Source organism: Acetomicrobium mobile (assembly GCF_937920065.1).
In genome coordinates this window covers 1-17578 of sequence record NZ_CALETC010000095.1, presented here as the reverse complement: position 1 = coordinate 17578, position 17578 = coordinate 1, and the positions used below count along the sequence as shown (strand labels likewise).

Sequence of the window (17578 nt, the reverse complement as noted above, 5' to 3'; positions counted from 1 at the left end):
AATCTTTTAACCTCCCCCTAAAGGAGGAAAGATTCGCACCTCATCATCGGGGTTCACCAAATCATCCATGGAGATAAAATCTGATTTACAAATTGCAAACCCCACTTCTTCCCTTGAAACGTCAATTTTATCCAACAAATCCCCCAAAGGGAAAGGAGAATCCAACTTTATCTCGCGTTCGATTAATTTATTGCCCTTGAATATGATCACTTTAGCCATTACCCTTCGACCAACCATTCAAGCCCTAACTCCAACAATTTTTCTTTGGTCGGAATTCCATTTTCTGTCCAACCCATCATGCCATAGTAAAGCTGCAAAGCTTGCATAAAATCTTCTTTAGGGAGAAAACTGCCCTTAAGGGCGCCATTTTTAAGAGGGCCATGTAATCTTTCCGGAACAATATCATCTTTAGCATCGAAACCTTCCCTCGCATTAAAAATCCTGGCCAATGCCAAAGCCCGTTCTCCTACTTTCATGACTTCAAATACGCTCGTCTTCCATCCTGTAAAAGCATTCAAAGCATTGATTACATCATCTATAGACATCGAACTTCTTGGCACTGGGACGAAATCGCATATGCCCGCGGCGTTAAAAAAGCTCCACCACATCGAAAGATAGGCAAAGGTCCGGACCTTTAAGGGGGAAAATTTGGTGGGTTTTTCCGGCTCAAGTATCCCCAAGGGCATTATCTCCTTAAAACTAAACTGATCCTTTGAAGCTATCATTGTATCGTGGGCGGCAACCATATGATCTGCACCCTTTTCAGAGAGAGCATAAGCTAGTCCAACGGAATATTTTCCCCTGGGATCGTGCATTGGAAGTTCTTGGCCCTTTACAGTTAAAACAAACCGTTCCGATCCCCTTCCTATGATCTCCGAAGCTCTTTTACTCCCTTCAGCTAAAACGTTGCCGAAGCCTTCTCTTTTTGCTATCTTTTCTATCGTGGCAAGAAGCGCCTCTTTGTTGCCAAAGACCAACTCTATACCGTCAGTATCTTCCTTGGTCAATATATTGGCCTCGAAACACTCCATCGCAAAAGCTATGGTCATCCCCGTGCTTATGGTATCAAGGGTGTATTCATTACACATCTGATTTGCCTTGGCTATTACTTCGATGTCGTCAATTAGGCACAACGATCCAAAGGATGCTAACGTCTCGTATTCAGGCCCTCCAAAACGAGGCTCTACGGAGTAACGTTCCGATTTAACCGCTCGCTTGCATCTTACGGGACAGGCGTAACAACCCTCCCTTGCGACCAATATCTTTTCGTTCATAGCTTCAGCTGAGATTGATTCAGCACGGTCAAATTCGCCGTAGTGAAAGTTTTTGGTCGGCAAAATCCCTGCAGCGCTGTTTCCCAAAACAGCTGCAGCCGTGCCGTTTTCGTAAAGCCCCCTGGTCAAAGGATTTTCCATCACAATCGCACTAAATTCCTTTGATATTTCTGACATAAGTTGGCGATCCGCTACGGGAATCTGCCTTTTGCCGCGAACGGCAATTGCCTTCAGATTCTTGGAACCCATAACCGCACCTAGGCCGTTTCTACCGTTAAAATGCTTCAGCTCATTCGTTATGCAAGCAAACCTGACCAGATTTTCTCCGCCAGGTCCTATCTGCGCAACGCGTATTGCTGGATCGTTTTGCTCGGCTCTTATGATATCTTGAGCTTCACCGGTCCTTTTCCCCCACAGATGATCGGCGTCGCATATTTTCACGTCTCCATCATTTATGTAAATGTAAACTGGTTTGCTTGCTTTACCTTTGATGACGATGGCATCAAAGCCTGCACGTTTTAATTCCGGCCCCCAAAAACCTCCGGCTTCGGACTGTCCAAAGACGCCTGTCAATGGGGATTTAGCCCCGACGGCAAATCTGCACATACCTCCCAAAGGAGCACCTGTCATCACGCCAGGGGCAAAGACTAACACGTTATCTGGGCTGAAAGGATCTATGCCAGGTTTCAGCATTTTTAGCAGATAATAACCAATTAGCCCGGAACCGCCCATGTAAGTGCGATAAAATTCTTTACATATATCTTCAACGTCGAAATCTCCGGACGAAAGATCAACGTGCAACACTTTGCCGTTATATCCAAAAGGCACTACAATTCCCCCTTTTTCCACCAATCTACAAAGCGTTGCCGACGATGAGTTTGCCGAGAAAATCAGCAACTCGAGTCTTGTGCAACAATTTTCTAAACATTAAAGATGAACTTTTGTTTGGCCAGCAGATCATCGTATGTTTCTCTCTCGACCACTAATATGTCTTTCCCTTTATCGACAAAAACAACGGCAGGCTTCGGAAGCATATTATAGTTGCTTGCCATAGAGTAATTATAAGCTCCAGTATTGAAGACAGCTAAAATATCGCCAGGCTTCACATCGCTTGGGACAGCAAGGTCCTCTATTAAAATGTCGCCGCTCTCGCAACATCTGCCAACCACGGTAATGACCTTATCCTTTGGCCGCCCCATCTTGTTTGCCACTTCCGCATAATACTTCGCGTCATATAAAGCAGGTCTTGGATTATCTGACATTCCTCCATCGACGCTTACATAGGTAACTGAACCTGGTATTTTCTTTATGGCTCCTATTGTATACAAGGTAATGCCCGCTTCGCTAACGATCCATCTGCCCGGCTCAATGGCAACAGAGGGCATGGGCAATTCAAACTCCGAACACCTCGCCTTAATCCTCTCCATAATCGGATCTACAAAATAGGATATCGGCTTCGACGTAGTCTTTTCGAAACCTTCAACCCCAAAACCGCCGCCTATGTCAAGCTCTTTTGTTACAAAACCAAAGTCGTCACGCAAATCGCTCATAACCTTAGTGATCACATCTACGGCCTCGATATATGGGCGGTAATCTTCTATTTGCGATCCCAGATGAAAATGAAAGCCCATTAAATTTAAGTTCTGCAATGAAAGTGACTTTTTGACCACATAGGGAATGCGTTCCAAGGGAATCCCAAACTTCGATCCCCTGTGGCCGGTTCGTATGTATTTATGGGTTAGAGCTTCCACTTCGGGAGTAACCCTGAGCAAAATTGAAGCCCGCTTGCCCTTCAGGCCAGCTGCTTTGTCTATGATATCTATTTCGCCTTCCCAATCTACCGCTATTCTGCCTACGTCTTGATCCACCGCTATTTCGATTTCTTGGCGAGTCTTGTTGTTGCCATGAAAGATTATCCTTTCAGGCGGAAAGTGTGCCTTCAGAGCCAGATGGAGCTCTCCACCAGAGACCACATCAAGGCCTAAGCCTTCTTTTTCTACTATTTGACACATAGCAAGCGTTAAAAAAGCCTTACCTGCATAATAAGCATGGGAACCTCCGTAGCGCTTTATGAATTGTTCTCTTATTTCACTGCAACGTCCCTCGATCATGCTTTTAGAAAATACATATAAAGGGGTACCATATTTTAGTGCTAGTTCCACTAAATCGCAACCATCATAACAAAGATTTGTTTTCATCGTTACTTCATCTCCCTTTATATCTTATCGTTTAAAATTAAGGTTTAAAATAATATAATCATGTGAATCCCTTATCTTTTTCGTTTAAGTCTTAAAGCTCTCATGTATCGTACGAAAAAAAGTTTGGAAGGAAGAAGTTTCACTTTAAATAAATTTTGACCCCACGAAAGAGGTGAAACCTCAAAAACCTTAGATTTAGGCCTAGATAAAATTTGCGTCGGGTATATGCTCCTATGTCCGCTAACGACGAAAGAAACGACACAAGCAATGGCAGCCAGGGGCGTTGCTTGAGGGCCCATTAATTCCATGGCCATAATGCTAGTAGTTATAGGTGTGTTCGCGGCGCCCGCCAGCACTGCTGCTAAGCCCATTGTGCCAAATAAAGCCGAATCCATTCCAATTAATCGTGCTAAAGTTGATCCCGCCGTGGCTCCCACGAAAAGCGTAGGGGTGAGAACTCCTCCGCTTCCTCCACAAGAAAGCGTCACTGCCATGGCAAATGATTTCAAGATGAAAGCAAATAAGGGAACCTGGCCACCGGACAAAACATCGCGTATTGTATCTGAGCCTAGACCTAAGTATCTGGTCCCAAAAACTAGAACGATAATCAAAAGTATAAAACCGCCCAAAACGGGTTTCTTCCACCACAATACATCGATTCTTTTAAATTTACTCTCAACATAATGCAGCATCTCAACATGCATGATTGAAACCAATCCAAAGAAAACACCGGCAAGAATCGATAATAATACTACTTTCCAGTCTAAGGATATGGCAATAATTTTACCAGTCAAACTTGGAACGCCAAAACTTGAAGCAACAATTCTCGCAATAATGCCGCTTATAAACGAAGGCAACAACACGTCATAAAGCATTTGCCCTACATATAACACCTCGACTCCAAATACAGCACCCGAAATTGGGGTTCCAAGGACTGCCGAAAAGCCAGCCGATATGCCACAAACCACCAACTTTTTTCTATCGTAAACATCAAGGCGAAGGATCTGAGCTATCCATGACATAAGCCCGCCTCCAATTTGAACGGAAGGCCCTTCCTCGCCTACCGATCCGCCACATGCCAAAGTAACTATGGTTGCTACAAGCTTTACGGGAACCACCCTCAAAGGAATTAATCCTTGCTTAAAGTGAATTGCCTCTATTACCTTTTCGGTGCCATGTCCTTCTGCCTCAGGAGCCAAATTTTTGATCAAAAAAGCACTTATAAGAAGCCCTAGGGGAAGAAGCGAAAAACGCCATGAAGGCAATCCACTGACAAAGGCGATAGAATTTTCCAAGAGATACAAAAAAAGTGAGACGGCTCCACCGACGACAAGCCCTGCCATGACAGAAAGTATTCCCCATTTTGCTGTAGAGTATAAAAGTATTAATATCTCTTGAAGTTTTTTGCCGCCATTTATACGCACTTGACATCACCCAAAGGTGATTATAGCATTTTACATTATGTAGCATTTTATATTATAAAAGCACAAAAAGGAGCTGGAGAGTATGAAGAGAAAGCGAATTGCCTTAGTTGCCCACGATAGCATGAAGGCAGATATGATAGAGTGGGCAGTTTACAATAAAGGAACCTTAATCGAACACGATCTCTATTCGACGGGCACAACGGGGTTTTTGCTGGAAAAGGAGCTAGGTGTTACGCTTTTTAAGTTTAAATCGGGACCGTTAGGCGGGGATCAGCAATTAGGTGCTCGGATCGCTGAAGGTTTAATCGATATATTGATATTCTTTTGGGATCCCTTAAACATACACCCTCACGATCCGGACGTACGGGCACTCCTTAGAATAGCCGTCGTTTACAATATACCAACGGCTTGCAACAGATCAACCGCTGATTACCTGATTTCCTCGCCATTACTACGAGAAGCTTATACTCCGAAACGCAAGTTTAGCCCTGAAGAATACCAACAAAGGCGAAACATGGAATTTTTAGAAAAAGTAAGATCAAGCGAATTAGGAAGGTCATGACACAAATGTACGTTCGATGGGAGATAGTACCTATAGGTGAAGTTGTTTCACCGATCAAAGAGCCCATCAGTCCTGACTTATTTCACAACATCAGATGCACCATAAAGATATATCCTGAATTTGCGGAAGGACTGCTTGGCCTCGAGGAAGGAAAAGATATTTTGGTCCTCTTTTTATTTCATTTGAACATCGGAAAAGCTCCTCTTTTAGTGCACCCGCGAGGAGACACCTCGAAGCCCTTACGAGGGGTATTTGCCACATGTTCCCCTACAAGGCCAAACTCCATAGGAACAAACAGATGCCGTCTAATTGCCCTCAATGGCTTGGACCTGGATCTCGTAGGATTGGAGGCAATAGACGGCACCCCTGTTATCGACATTAAACCCTTTTCGTGTCTAGATCCGCACTACGATCTGAACTTGAAACTTTAATTTAATAATCCCAACGAAGCATGTGCAGCGGACAGGCGCGCTACAGGTATGCGCATGGACGAACAGCTAACGTAATCGAGCCCTACAGAGTTACAAAAGGCGATACTGGAGGGATCCCCGCCATGTTCGCCACATATGCCAAGTTCAAGATCTTTTTTGACGCCTCTGCCCCCTTCAACCGCTATCTTCATCAACGTCCCTACGCCTTTGCGGTCTATAGTCCGGAATGGGTCGTCCATAAATATCCCTAACTGTACATAAGCAGCTAAAAATCTACCCTCTGCATCATCGCGGGATACACCAAGAGTCGTTTGAGTAAGATCGTTGGTGCCAAAGCTGAAGAAATCGGCATACTCGGCAATCTCATCGGCAACGATCGCCGCTCTGGGGAGCTCAATCATGGTCCCTATTTTGCAATGCAAATTCATTCCAAAGGGTCCTGCTGTTTCGGCAACTACCTTCTCTATATTTGCACGAAGCATACACATCTCTTGCCCTGTTGCCACTAAAGGAACCATTATCTTCACGTTCACGTCAATTCCCTGCTTAACTAGTTCGCATGCAGCCTCAGAAATGGCCTTTACCTGAGCTTCGTATATTTCAGGATACAACACCCCGACACGACAGCCCCTAAAGCCTAACATGGGATTGCTTTCTTTCAATGCTTCAGCCCTCTTTAAAAGGAGTTCAAGTTTTTTTGCCTCGTCGGATTCTCCCTTTCCTTCCGCCCGAAGAAGATCAAGCTTTTTGGTCACTTCATGTTCTTTGGGCAAAAATTCATTTAATGGAGGATCCAGCAGCCTAACAATGACGGGGAGTCCGGACATCACCTTGAAAATTTCCATGAAATCGCCCTTTTGCAGTTTCACAAGCTTATCTAAAGCATCTACCCTATCTTCTTTCCGTTCAGCAATGATGACTTGTTGCATAATGAGCAGGCAGTCGGCCTCTCGGAACATATGTTCCGTTCGACACAACCCTATTCCCTTGGCTCCAAGCTCCCGCGCCTGTCTTGCCTCTTCGGGGGTATCGGAATTAGCCCATACTTGTAATCTGGCGAATTTATCGGCCATTTTCAGAAATTCATGAAGGTATTTCTCGTGCAAGGAGGGCTCGATCAACGGCGCTTCGCCTAAATAAATATTTCCGCTTGTGCCATCAATCGTGATGACGGTATCTTTATTGACGATATGCTCTCCAACTGTAAATCTTTCATCGATCATATCAATGCTAATTGCCTCACAACCTACTATACAAGGTATTCCTAGCGAACGGGCAACGAGAGCAGCATGGCTTGTTTGACCCCCCCTACTGGTAAGAAGTCCGGCTGCCCTTGAAAGGCCATGAATATCTTCAGGCGTCGTCTCGGGCCTTACAAGTATTATCGGTTCCCCTTTTTTGCCGCGCTCTTCCGCCTCATCCACATCAAAAACTACCTTGCCAACGGCAGCTCCGGGCGATGCAGCGATGCCATTAGCGATGGGACACAACTGAACGGACGGATCAACCTGGCGGTGAAGCAACTGTTCTATTTCCTTTGGAGTTACCCTGGTCACAGCAGTTTGCTCGTCAATAATGCCCTCGTTTACCATATCGGCGGCAACCTTTACTGCTGCTTTTGCCGTGCGCTTTCCGCTTCTCGTCTGCAGAATGTAAAGCTTACCCCTTTCCACTGTAAATTCAATATCCTGCATATCTCTAAAGTGCTTTTCAAGCAGTTCAGCCACCCTTGCAAGTTCATTGTAAAGCTCCAAATTGACTTCTTTAAGCAATGAAATAGGCTGTGGCGTCCTTATGCCAGCCACCACATCTTCTCCTTGAGCATTGATCAAAAATTCTCCAAAGAGTTCTTTCTCGCCAGTCGAGGGATTGCGGGTGAAAAGAACCCCCGTGCCGCAATCTTCACCCAAGTTTCCAAAGACCATCTCCATAACTGTCACTGCGGTCCCCAAGTCGTCCGGTATATTGGCGATCTTTCTATATGTGACAGCCCTTTTATTATTCCAGCTTTTAAACACCGCTTCTATGGCCATTTTTAACTGAACCCAGGGATCTTGAGGAAAGGGCTTGCCCACTTTTTCTTTCACAATGCCCTTAAATTTACTCACCATTTCTTGTAGCTCTTCTGCAGGTATCTGGTAATCGTATGTAACATCCAGCCTTTGTTTAACTTCGTGTAAAACATCTTCAAAGGCATCAAGTTCGATGTCTAAAACTACATTTGCAAACATCTGGATAAACCTTCTGTAGCAATCATAGGCAAATCGCAAATCTTTAGAATTATCAGCTAGGGCCTTGACAGTTTTGTCATTTAAACCGAGATTTAATATGGTATCCATCATCCCGGGCATCGAAACGGGGGCTCCCGAACGAACTGATACCAAAAGTGGATTTTCGCTGCCACCAAAAATTTTTCCACTGATGTGCTCAAGATAGTGCATGTGCTCAATAACCTTGGGCCATAAGACATCAAGCCACTTTGAACCTTCTTTCATGTAAGCACGACAGGCCTCCGTGGAAATAATGAATCCATTAGGCACCGGCAAGCCCAGCATCTTCATTTCAGCTAAATTTGCTCCCTTACCGCCAAGAAGGGCTACCATGCCGGCATTACCCTCGTCAAAGCGAAATACATATTTGACTCCAGCTCTTACAACACTCATCTTTCAAAACCTCCCCGCAGATTACTTATCTGCATATCACATTAACGATTTATCTCTCAAATCTCTCATCATCTATTTTTTATTTTACATAGTATACCACTATTTGCCGATTCTATACAGCGCCTGTGTGAAAATGGCAGCGCTGTGGCTCGTGATTAGCATTTAGGTTCTTAAAACTAAAGTAGCTCTTCCATCTTGGCAGATATTTTTGTGCGGTTTTCTATAGCTTTCTGTCGTGAGATTGCCATAGGTTAACTATTCGCTATATAGCAGTTGCGTGCTTTATGGTACAAACTTTCACAAGCCCCCGGTTTGTAAATTATCATGCTCCTAATTTGTCTGCTGAGAATAGCTTATTGTTCAAACGGGATATTTAAGTTAGAATAGTCCTGTAAAATCATTAAAAACTTCTCAAAGGAGGGAGCGTAAATGGCACAAAAGACAAGAGAGTTAGTTGGAGAACGTGTTGATAAGCTGATAGAGTTGCTAAATAAAGCTTATGCCGATGAGCTAATAGCCTATTTTTATTACAAGACGGCAGCTATTTTGGTCAAAGGAATTCACGCTAAAACTGTAGCTGATCAGCTGGAAGAAATTGCCAAGGAAGAACTGGAACACTCAGAAGAATTAGCCGAACGCATTATCCAACTTGGAGGAGAACCCATAGATGACTGGAACGCTATAACTAAAAACGCAAATTACCCGAAGATAGAAATACCCGAAGATAGATCCGATTACGTTGGAATATTAAAGTCGGTCCACGTGGCAGAACAGGGAGCCATAGAGGTCTATGCCAACATTATAAAATTTCTACAAACAGAAGTTAAAGATCCTGCCACTTTCCATGTCATTCGCCATATCATGGGCGAGGAAATGCATCACGAAGAAGAAATCGAGACCCTACTAGGAGTGTAGGGAAGATTTAAAAAAGGGGGGCTGACCCCCCTTTTTTGTTGTTGTATTAACTAATGCGATGTAAGATTTTATTAATAATTTAAATCTCAGGTCAAAGAGGTGGGTAAAATGAGAAGATTTTTCAGTATAGCTGCTATAGCAATTATTTCTATTTGCGGGCTATTATCCATTAGTGCTTACGCTCAAGAGACCGTCAAAGTAGGTTTTATAGCGCCTTTGACCGGTTTTGCAGCTGCCGATGGATATAGCTCACTGGAAAGCGCAAAACTAGCCGTTGATTATGTCAATGAACATGGCGGAATTAAAGGGAAAAAATTGGAACTCGTATCCTATGACGACGCCTGTCAGCCTGACCAGGCTTCGGCGTTAACGCGAAAGCTAATCGAAAATGACAAGGTTACAGTAATGATAAGCGGTTCCTATTCTTCGCCAAGCCGTGCAGCAGCAGTCATTTGCCAGCAAGCTAAAGTACCTTTCACTTCCACTTATGCAGTACATCCCAGCATAGTCGAGGCAGGAGAATATTGTCACAGAATTGGAATGGCCGCTCCCATTCAAGGAAGGACCGGAGGATACTTTGCGGTCAGGGAACTTGGAGCGAAGCGCATCGCCCTACTTATCATGAACAACGATTTCGGGGTATCTCTCGCCGAAGCTTTGAAAGAAACCGCAATTAAGCTTGGCGCTCAAATAGTATATGAAAAAAAATATCCCTTAGGGGAGACCGAGTTCAGAAATTATCTCAATGCTATTAAGGCTGCCGATCCCGATTTAATCTATGCGCCCGGATACTACAACGAAGCTGCAAACATCGTATCTCAAGCGAGGGAAGTCGGATTAAAGTGCTGGCTGATGGGCGATGAGGGATACGATTCTCCAAAGTTCATCGAACTGGCAGGAGCAGCAGCTAATGGAGTATTCATAACGACTGACCTCAATAGGGACAGCGAAAGACCAATGACCCAATTCTTCCTCAAAAACTACAAGGAACGAACAAATATAGATGCAGATATGGTCGGAGCCTCTGCCTTCGACGCAGTTATGTTAGTTTCCCACATCCTAAATAAAGTTGGGACCGATGCGAACAAGATAATTGAATATTGGGATACAATCGAGAATTTCGAGGACTGTTCAACAGGTCCAATACTTATGTTCCAAAACAGGTCCGCCATAAGACCAATGGATATTCAGATCGTTTTAAATAATCAATTCAGGTATTTTTATAGGTATTATGAGCCTGAGGTTATTTATCTTAATCCACCATCCGGGGGAAAATAAATGCTTCAAATCTTAGTAGATGCAATCGTCCTAGGGTGTTCTTACGCACTCATGGCCGTAGGCCTTAACATGGTCTACGGCCTTTTGAGGATTATTCATGTGGCACATGCTGCCCTTTACACTTTAGGAGCTTACGTAGGACTCTATTGTTTATATCATTTTTCTTCATCTTTATGGCTTTCTTTGATATTTGGGGCCATATTTTCTGCCTTGATCGGGACATTAATGTATAGGATAATTTACAACCCTGTGCTTACTGCGCCAAGATATGTGCCTCTAATTGCTGGCGCGGGAGTTTTTATAGCGTCACAAGAAATATTCAGGTTGTTAGCGGGACCGTATCCATACCCCTTTAATGCGAGTTTTAAGTTTCTATCCCTAACGCACTCTCATTTAAGGATAACAGAGACGCAAATGCTAATAATAACTTTTATGATAGGTGCTTTTCTATGCTTGTATTTGGTCATAAATAATACTAATCTTGGGATGATGTGGCGGGCGTGCACCCAAGATATGGAACTGGCCGCTTCATCGGGCATAAACGTGAATCTCATCATAGCAGTTAATTTCATGATAGGCTCAGCCTTGGCAGGATCTGCAGGAGTTTTGATGGCTTTGTATAGAAATTCGGTCTTTCCGACAATGGGTGCTATGGTCTCCTATAAAGCTTTTGTCGTCGTGGTACTTGGGGGTTTTGGCAGCATTCCGGGAGCAGCCATTGCAGGTATTCTTTTGGCAGTTGCAGAAAGCTTGCTCGGGATGGTCCCTCTTTTTAATTTGCCACGGGAAGCAATAGCATTCTTAGTGATGGTCCTAGTGTTAATGTTTAAGCCAAAAGGATTATTTGGGAGATGATGTCATGACTTTCGGATATATTCTTTCCATTTGCACCTTTGCCAGTATATATGCAATCCTGATCTTGGGTTTAAACATTTTAACAGGTTATACAAAGCAGGTATCGTTAGGACATGCTGCGTTTTTCGCCATAGGCGCCTACACACAAGCGCTTTTAGTTACAAAAGCCGGACTAACCTTCTGGAGTGCTCTCCCCTTGTCCATAGCTTTATCTATGACAATAGGGGTTATCATGGGACTGCCAAGCCTTCGGGTCTCTGATGATTTCCTTGTCTTGACTACTATAGGGCTCAATTTTATCGTAATGGGAATAACCGAATACTTCGATTTTTTCGGTGGCGCCATGGGTATCATAGGGATTACGATGCCCACACTTTGGGGTCGTCCCTTAAGCACGTCGGGGTACTTCGCGATCACTGCGCTTTTCCTCATGTTAGCCCTTTGCGTCAGCTATCTTTTTTCAAGAACTTGGGGAAGACTTGCCATGGAAGCTACGGGAGAGGACGAAGAGGCTGCTCAATCCCTTGGTATCAATACCGCTCTTTATAAAATATACGCCTTTGCTTTAAGTTCAACCTTTACCGGCTTAGCTGGTGTTCTTTGGGCACATAGCATAGGATCGGTATTCCCCAGAAATTTTTCCTTTGAGATGTCGGTGCTCTTTTTATCCATGTTGGTATTCGGAGGTCTTGGGACTATAAGAGGAGCAATATTTGGAGCCTTCTTTTTGTACTTATTGCCCGAATGTTTCAGGTTCATAGAAAATTATAGAATGTTAGTTTACGGAGCGCTGCTCACGATGATCGTCATTTTACAACCGAATGGCATGTTAGGAAGAGGAGGATTGCTTGATAGATGCTTCTCCAAACTCACGAAAAAGAAAGCGGAAAACCAAGGAATTTTGTAGATAAGAATGTCTTGTCTTTAAAAGATGTTAAAAAACACTTTGAGGGGTTAAAAGCGGTTGATGGTGTTGATATGACCCTAAATGAGACAGAAATTTTAGGATTAATCGGACCGAATGGTGCCGGTAAGACTACGCTTTTAAACGTCATAAGCGGCCTTTTAATGCCCAACGAAGGAGAAATAGTATTTAGGGGCATGAACATTACATCTTTACCCGCGTTTAAGAGAGCGAAATTGGGAATAGCCCGTACGTTCCAAATAGCCAAGCCCTTTGGACTATTGACTGTCGAGGAAAACATACTTGTGGGATTAGGATGTAAATTACACGGATCAATTTCGTCTTTATTCCAAAATTGCAGAAAAAAGGAAATCCTCCAAAAAGCACGCGAGATAATTAATCTGATTGGGCTTTATGGTTACAAAGACCAATTGACTTCTTCTTTGCCTATAGGTTTGTTAAGGAAGCTTGAAATTGGCAGAGCTTTGGCAACGTATCCATCGTTGTTGTTACTGGATGAACCCGCAGCTGGACTAAATAACCAGGAGAGAAACGAGCTTTCGGAGTTAGTGAGGAAAATTAGAGAAAAAGGTATTCCTATCATACTTATAGAGCATACTATGAGTTTCGTAATGAATTTGAGCGACAGAATAGTGGTACTTCATAGAGGAAGGAAAATAGCGGAGGGTTCTCCTTCCGATGTCGCAAACGATCCCCTTGTAATTGAGGTATACCTTGGCCGGAAGGGTGGTAAACATGCTTCTTAACCTTCAAGATGTGGAGATAGCTTATGGTCGCATAAAGGTCTTATGGGGCATTTCACTTTGTGTCGGCGAGGGTGAAATCGTTTCTTTAGTAGGAGCCAATGGAGCAGGAAAAAGCACCTTAATAAAGGGGATAATGGGCATAGTACCCTTACGAAAGGGATGCATAAACTTTTTAGGACACGATATTTCTAAAAAACATCCATGGGAGAGAGCAAAAATGGGCATCGCCTATATCCCCGAGGGAGGCAGAGTTTTCCCAGATTTAACCGTTGAGGATAACTTAAAACTAATAGCAAGCCTTTGTAAAAATGAGTTGAACGTGAGAAAACGACTTGATATGATTTACTCGCTATTCCCCGTCTTGAGGGAGAGGCTAAATCAAAAGGCGGGCACTTTAAGCGGCGGAGAAAGACAAATGCTAGCAATTGGAAGGGCCTTAATGTCAAAGCCAAAACTACTCTTAGTTGACGAAGTTTCCATGGGGCTCATGCCAAAACTTGTATCCAGCGTATTTGAAACATTAAAAGCATTGAAGGACTCAGGTATCAGCATGCTGCTTACGGAGCAAAACGTTTCAGAGGCATTGGCCATATCCGATCGCGGATATGTCTTAGAAAATGGTCGGATCACGTTGAGCGGCAACTCTGAAGAGCTTCTGGAAAATGAGCAGGTAAAGACATCTTTCCTAGGTATATAGGGTTGGTTACCCGGGTAAGATCCCTAAGCATGGCGTGAGGTGGCGCAATTAACATGAGCAAAGAAGTGCTTCTTGAAATGAGGACGATAAAAAGGGAGGAATTTATTGAGTGGTTTCGTCAAATTGGGGGTATAGAAACAAAACCGGGCACTTTTGAAGGTCCTTTTTGGAAAGCTTGTGTGAGCGAGCCTTGGGAGGTAAAACTTGGTGCCATGAACTTTCCTTCCCTTTACGTCAAGATAAACGTAAAGGATGATAAATTGGAAGATTTTATGAAGAAGTTTAGATTGCGCTTCCTAAGAGCAGGAGGTTAACATAAAATACGCAAAAGAGTCACGCAATGCACGCTTAAGTTAATCATAACTCCTACAATCAGGGAATATAAAGATCTAATACAATTTTTGCAAGTCATACTATTAACATAACTTTTGATTGAAACGTGGTGTATAATTGAGTAGCTTCGAACTTTTAAAAAAGGGGGACCGGAGTAAAAATGGAAAGAAAAATCCTTGAGTTTGCCTTAAAAATGGAAAATGAAGCGAGGGATTTTTACCTTCTAGTCAAGGATCGGGTTGCCGATCCGACGACCAAATCACTGATCGCCCACCTTGCGGATTGGGAGTTATCCCATTGTAATTTCATTGAGGATCAGCTTAAAAAAATTCAAAGCGTTGGCAAATGGGACCCAGCTGCCGCCACAGAAATGGACGAGGAGTCTGCCCAGGAGATTTTGAGAAAACCTTGGACAGAAGGAGAACTTCAAGTATCGCGCGTTGCCGATGTATCCGATATAAGTGTGCTTCGCATGGCACTTACTTTAGAACGAGATTTTAACAACTTCTACAAAAAAGCCTCGGAGAAAATAAAACATCCCGATGGAAAGAAAGTCTTAAACATGTTAGCAAATTGGGAAGCAGAGCACATGAGAATTATTGATGAACAAGTTAAGCAACTGCACAGGGATTTTATGGCAGAAATGGGTTTCGAGCCATTCTAAACCCCAAATAAAAAAGAACACCGGCACCAAAACTATTTGACTAAAGTTTAGAACTTCTAAAATCATCAACAGAAAGGGAGAACTAGTCTCCTTTTCTGTTGTCCTCTGGCGGCTTTTCAACTTCTTTATCGCCTTCCTTTAGTCTAGGATAACTTTTAGACAACCTCACTATATCAGCCGGCTCCATGTGTATTGTTATGATGCTGTGGGGTCCAAAGCGCCTTTTGAAATCTCGCTCTAGCTGAATTGTTATATCGTGCGCTCTAGATAGTGGCATATTTCCTTCGAGCATGATGTGAACGCTGACGGCAATGTGCGGACCTAGACGCCGCGTCCTCAAATCGTGAATCCCTTTTACCTCAGGAATACTCCATATTATCTCAAGAATATCCTTCTCCTCGTGCTCAGTAAGAGATGCTTCGAGCAATTCGTTTAAGCTTTCAAGAGCTAATGGAATTGCCAATTTTAAAATGATGGCTCCCAAGATAACCGCTGTTATGGGATCAAGAACACGCCATTTTTCACCAAAAAAAGCGGCTCCTGCGATTCCTAAAAAGGTCCCGCAAGCGAGAAAAACATCGCTTCTATGATCCCACGCCTTAAGTTTCAGCGAGCTACTGTCAAGCTCCTGGGCCATTTTATTGGTATAGACATATAACAATTCTTTAATTATCACGGTAAACGCCGCGGGTACCAATGCAACAGCTCTAATGCTTTCAAGAGGGTATCCCATAATAACTGACGTTATCTTGCGACCACTTTTCCAAAGAATAAATGTTGCAGCGACAATTAAAAAAATGCCTATTATCAAGGTTGCCAAAGTCTCAAATTTTGCGTGCCCAAAGTCATGGCTATCATCTCTGGGCCTACCCGCCGCAAAAAAACTAAGCAAGGCGACAGCATCCGTTATGGAATCAGACAAAGAGTTTACCCCATCGGCCACCAAAGCACTACTTTTCGCCCGTACCCCCACCGTAACCTTAAAAACCATCAAAAGAACATTACATACTAGGCCAATGAGTATAACCCTGCTTGCGCTTCTTGCTCTAAATTTCAAGTCATCTCGATTTTCCATTAACCATACCTCTGAATTTCAAAATGTTTTTGATTAAACAGCAAACTCACGGCATATTTTCATTTTACCGCTTACCTTACGCGAAAGAAAATGGCGCTTACATCGTAAAAAGCAGGGAAAAGGTGTCCTTTTCCCTGCTTTTTATATCGCTTTGCTCGAAACAAACCAAGGGGCGAAATATTGATGTAATTATTTAGTTGCTAGGTCCAGCAGATCTAAGCTTTCAAGCTTTTCTTTGGTAGGTGTGCCATCTTTGTCCCAACCTCTGAGTTCGTAATATCTTGGAAGCATTTCGTGAAGCTTGTTAACTCTTCCCTTGGAAGGACCTGCAGGTATTGGCTCTTTGAGCAATCTAGGAGGTAAGGTGTCTTCCTTGGGTGATATGCCAGCCTTTAAGTTAAAGAACTTCTCTAAATTCCATATACGTTCTCCTATTGTAAGCAGCTCTTCTGCCGTAACTTCTCTGCCAATGATAGGAGTAACTTGAGAAGCCAAGTCACCTGCATCCAACGCGAAGGTCAAAAATAGGCAAAAGCCCAAAGAATCTACCGCGGCAGTCAAATCCTGGAATGTCTTAGTCCACTGCGGTTTGGACTGCGTATCAGCTGGGTCGAGCTTTTCTGGAATGCCAAGGACTTCGGGAGAAGTAAGATATCCCCTAACGTGACATCCACCCCTGTTGCTCGTGGCGTATTCTAAGCCCATTCCTTGCAAGGCTCTGGGATCGTAAGCAGGCATCTCTTGTTTTTTAGCTGACATAGAAAGCTCCGGATGGCCGTACTTTTCGGCAAACCTGTAAGACCCTAGGGCTAGCTCCTCACCAAAACCACGCCTATAGCCCGTATCTTCAGTTAATTTCACAATCGCTTCGGCGTTACCCCAATGTAAGGATACGCCCGCCTTCTTTTCGTCGATCAGTCCAAGTTCGGCCAACTCCATGGCACACCCTATGGTGCTTCCCATGGTTATGGGGTCCATTCCAAGTTTATTGCAAATGAAGTTGGCTTTCGAGATTGCCTCTAAGTTGTCCACGCCACATTGTGCACCATAAGCCCAAACTGCTTCGTACTCAGGCCCTTCGCCAATCTCTCCCATAGCCTTGGTAACCCTGCCGCAAGCAGATGCACAGCTGGCACAAGCTTTATTCCTTAGAAGGATGGTCGAAGCCATGGTCTCTCCGGAGATCTTGTCAGCACCCTCAAACCACGCTTCTTTAAAATTCCTGGTCGGCAGGGCGCCAACGGAATTGATAACGTTCACCAAGACGTTCGTGCCATAAGTCGGAAGTCCCCCACCAGAAACGGGATGCTCCGCTATTTTTTTGCGTGCCTTCCTTAAAGCTTCCAAGAAGGCTTCTCGGTCGGCAATTTTTACTCCACCCGTTCCTCTTACAGCAACGGCTTTTAAGTTCTTCGATCCCATTACAGCCCCAACACCAGTCCTGCCTGCTGCTCTGTGTTTGTCGTTCATGACGCATGCAAAGAGCACCAAGTTTTCTCCCGCAGGACCAATGCAGGCTACTTTCGCCTCTGGGTCGT

17 protein-coding genes are annotated in these 17578 nt (G+C 43.9%); 10 read left to right on the top strand and 7 right to left on the bottom strand.

From position 1 onward, the window contains the following. Positions 1-6: 6 nt before the first annotated feature. The 4 genes from Q7P41_RS04080 to Q7P41_RS04065 all read right to left on the bottom strand — a co-directional run bounded on the left by Q7P41_RS04080 (position 7) and on the right by Q7P41_RS04065 (position 4896). A complete protein-coding gene (locus tag Q7P41_RS04080) occupies positions 7-237 on the bottom strand; it encodes a MoaD/ThiS family protein (protein ID WP_303882317.1) in 231 nt (76 codons plus the stop codon). Beyond that, complete coding sequence (locus tag Q7P41_RS04075) at positions 219-2102, bottom strand: aldehyde ferredoxin oxidoreductase family protein (protein WP_303882316.1); 1884 nt, start codon at positions 2100-2102, stop codon at positions 219-221. Before Q7P41_RS04075 ends, Q7P41_RS04080 begins: the two co-directional genes overlap by 19 nt. Before the next feature lie 92 nt (positions 2103-2194). Continuing rightward, positions 2195-3472, bottom strand: a complete 1278-nt coding sequence (lysA, locus tag Q7P41_RS04070; RefSeq protein WP_303882314.1) for a diaminopimelate decarboxylase — start codon at positions 3470-3472, stop codon at positions 2195-2197. A 71-nt stretch (positions 3473-3543) separates the two neighbouring features. Continuing rightward, complete coding sequence (locus tag Q7P41_RS04065) at positions 3544-4896, bottom strand: chloride channel protein (RefSeq protein WP_303882313.1); 1353 nt, start codon at positions 4894-4896, stop codon at positions 3544-3546. Positions 4897-4978: 82 nt separating this feature from the next. Here Q7P41_RS04065 and Q7P41_RS04060 point away from each other — a divergent pair, with 82 nt between their 5' ends. Together Q7P41_RS04060 and tsaA are read left to right on the top strand one after the other, a co-directional pair. Next, the gene (locus Q7P41_RS04060) at positions 4979-5458 is read left to right on the top strand and encodes a methylglyoxal synthase (protein ID WP_303882311.1); all 480 of its coding nucleotides are present in this window, start codon (positions 4979-4981) and stop codon (positions 5456-5458) included. A 5-nt stretch (positions 5459-5463) separates the two neighbouring features. Next, a complete protein-coding gene (gene tsaA / locus Q7P41_RS04055; protein WP_303882309.1) occupies positions 5464-5889 on the top strand; it encodes a tRNA (N6-threonylcarbamoyladenosine(37)-N6)-methyltransferase TrmO in 426 nt (141 codons plus the stop codon). Here the strand turns inward: tsaA and ppdK are convergent. Then, positions 5886-8552: a pyruvate, phosphate dikinase gene (ppdK, locus tag Q7P41_RS04050; protein WP_303882308.1), complete on the bottom strand. Its 2667-nt coding sequence runs from the start codon at positions 8550-8552 to the stop codon at positions 5886-5888. The genes tsaA and ppdK overlap by 4 nt on opposite strands. 429 nt (positions 8553-8981) lie before the next feature. On the opposite strand from ppdK, the gene Q7P41_RS04045 reads away from it, so the two are divergent. From Q7P41_RS04045 to Q7P41_RS04010, 8 genes are all read left to right on the top strand, one after another. After that, complete coding sequence (locus Q7P41_RS04045; RefSeq protein ID WP_303882306.1) at positions 8982-9467, top strand: ferritin-like domain-containing protein; 486 nt, start codon at positions 8982-8984, stop codon at positions 9465-9467. A gap of 108 nt (positions 9468-9575) precedes the next feature. Further along, the gene (locus Q7P41_RS04040) at positions 9576-10745 is read left to right on the top strand and encodes an ABC transporter substrate-binding protein (protein WP_303882305.1); all 1170 of its coding nucleotides are present in this window, start codon (positions 9576-9578) and stop codon (positions 10743-10745) included. Continuing rightward, a complete protein-coding gene (locus Q7P41_RS04035) occupies positions 10746-11600 on the top strand; it encodes a branched-chain amino acid ABC transporter permease (RefSeq protein WP_303882304.1) in 855 nt (284 codons plus the stop codon). Between the two features lie 4 nt (positions 11601-11604). Beyond that, entirely contained in the window at positions 11605-12507 is a 903-nt protein-coding gene (locus Q7P41_RS04030; RefSeq protein WP_303882303.1) for a branched-chain amino acid ABC transporter permease, read from the top strand. Then, positions 12456-13271 carry an ABC transporter ATP-binding protein gene (locus Q7P41_RS04025; RefSeq protein WP_303882302.1) on the top strand — a complete coding sequence of 272 codons (816 nt, stop codon included), beginning with the start codon at positions 12456-12458 and terminating at the stop codon, positions 13269-13271. The genes Q7P41_RS04030 and Q7P41_RS04025 overlap by 52 nt, the downstream gene beginning before the upstream one ends. Further along, the gene (locus tag Q7P41_RS04020) at positions 13261-13968 is read left to right on the top strand and encodes an ABC transporter ATP-binding protein (protein ID WP_303882300.1); all 708 of its coding nucleotides are present in this window, start codon (positions 13261-13263) and stop codon (positions 13966-13968) included. Before Q7P41_RS04025 ends, Q7P41_RS04020 begins: the two co-directional genes overlap by 11 nt. A gap of 53 nt (positions 13969-14021) precedes the next feature. Continuing rightward, a complete protein-coding gene (locus tag Q7P41_RS04015; protein ID WP_303882298.1) occupies positions 14022-14282 on the top strand; it encodes a hypothetical protein in 261 nt (86 codons plus the stop codon). A 179-nt stretch (positions 14283-14461) separates the two neighbouring features. Further along, entirely contained in the window at positions 14462-14965 is a 504-nt protein-coding gene (locus Q7P41_RS04010; RefSeq protein ID WP_303882297.1) for a ferritin family protein, read from the top strand. 82 nt (positions 14966-15047) lie between these two features. Here the strand turns inward: Q7P41_RS04010 and Q7P41_RS04005 are convergent, their stop codons facing one another. Together Q7P41_RS04005 and Q7P41_RS04000 are read right to left on the bottom strand one after the other, a co-directional pair. Further along, positions 15048-16040: a cation diffusion facilitator family transporter gene (locus Q7P41_RS04005; protein ID WP_303882296.1), complete on the bottom strand. Its 993-nt coding sequence runs from the start codon at positions 16038-16040 to the stop codon at positions 15048-15050. Positions 16041-16229: 189 nt separating this feature from the next. Beyond that, positions 16230-17578 (bottom strand): aldehyde ferredoxin oxidoreductase family protein (locus Q7P41_RS04000; RefSeq protein ID WP_303882295.1); only part of this gene is annotated, 1349 nt, incomplete at its 5' end.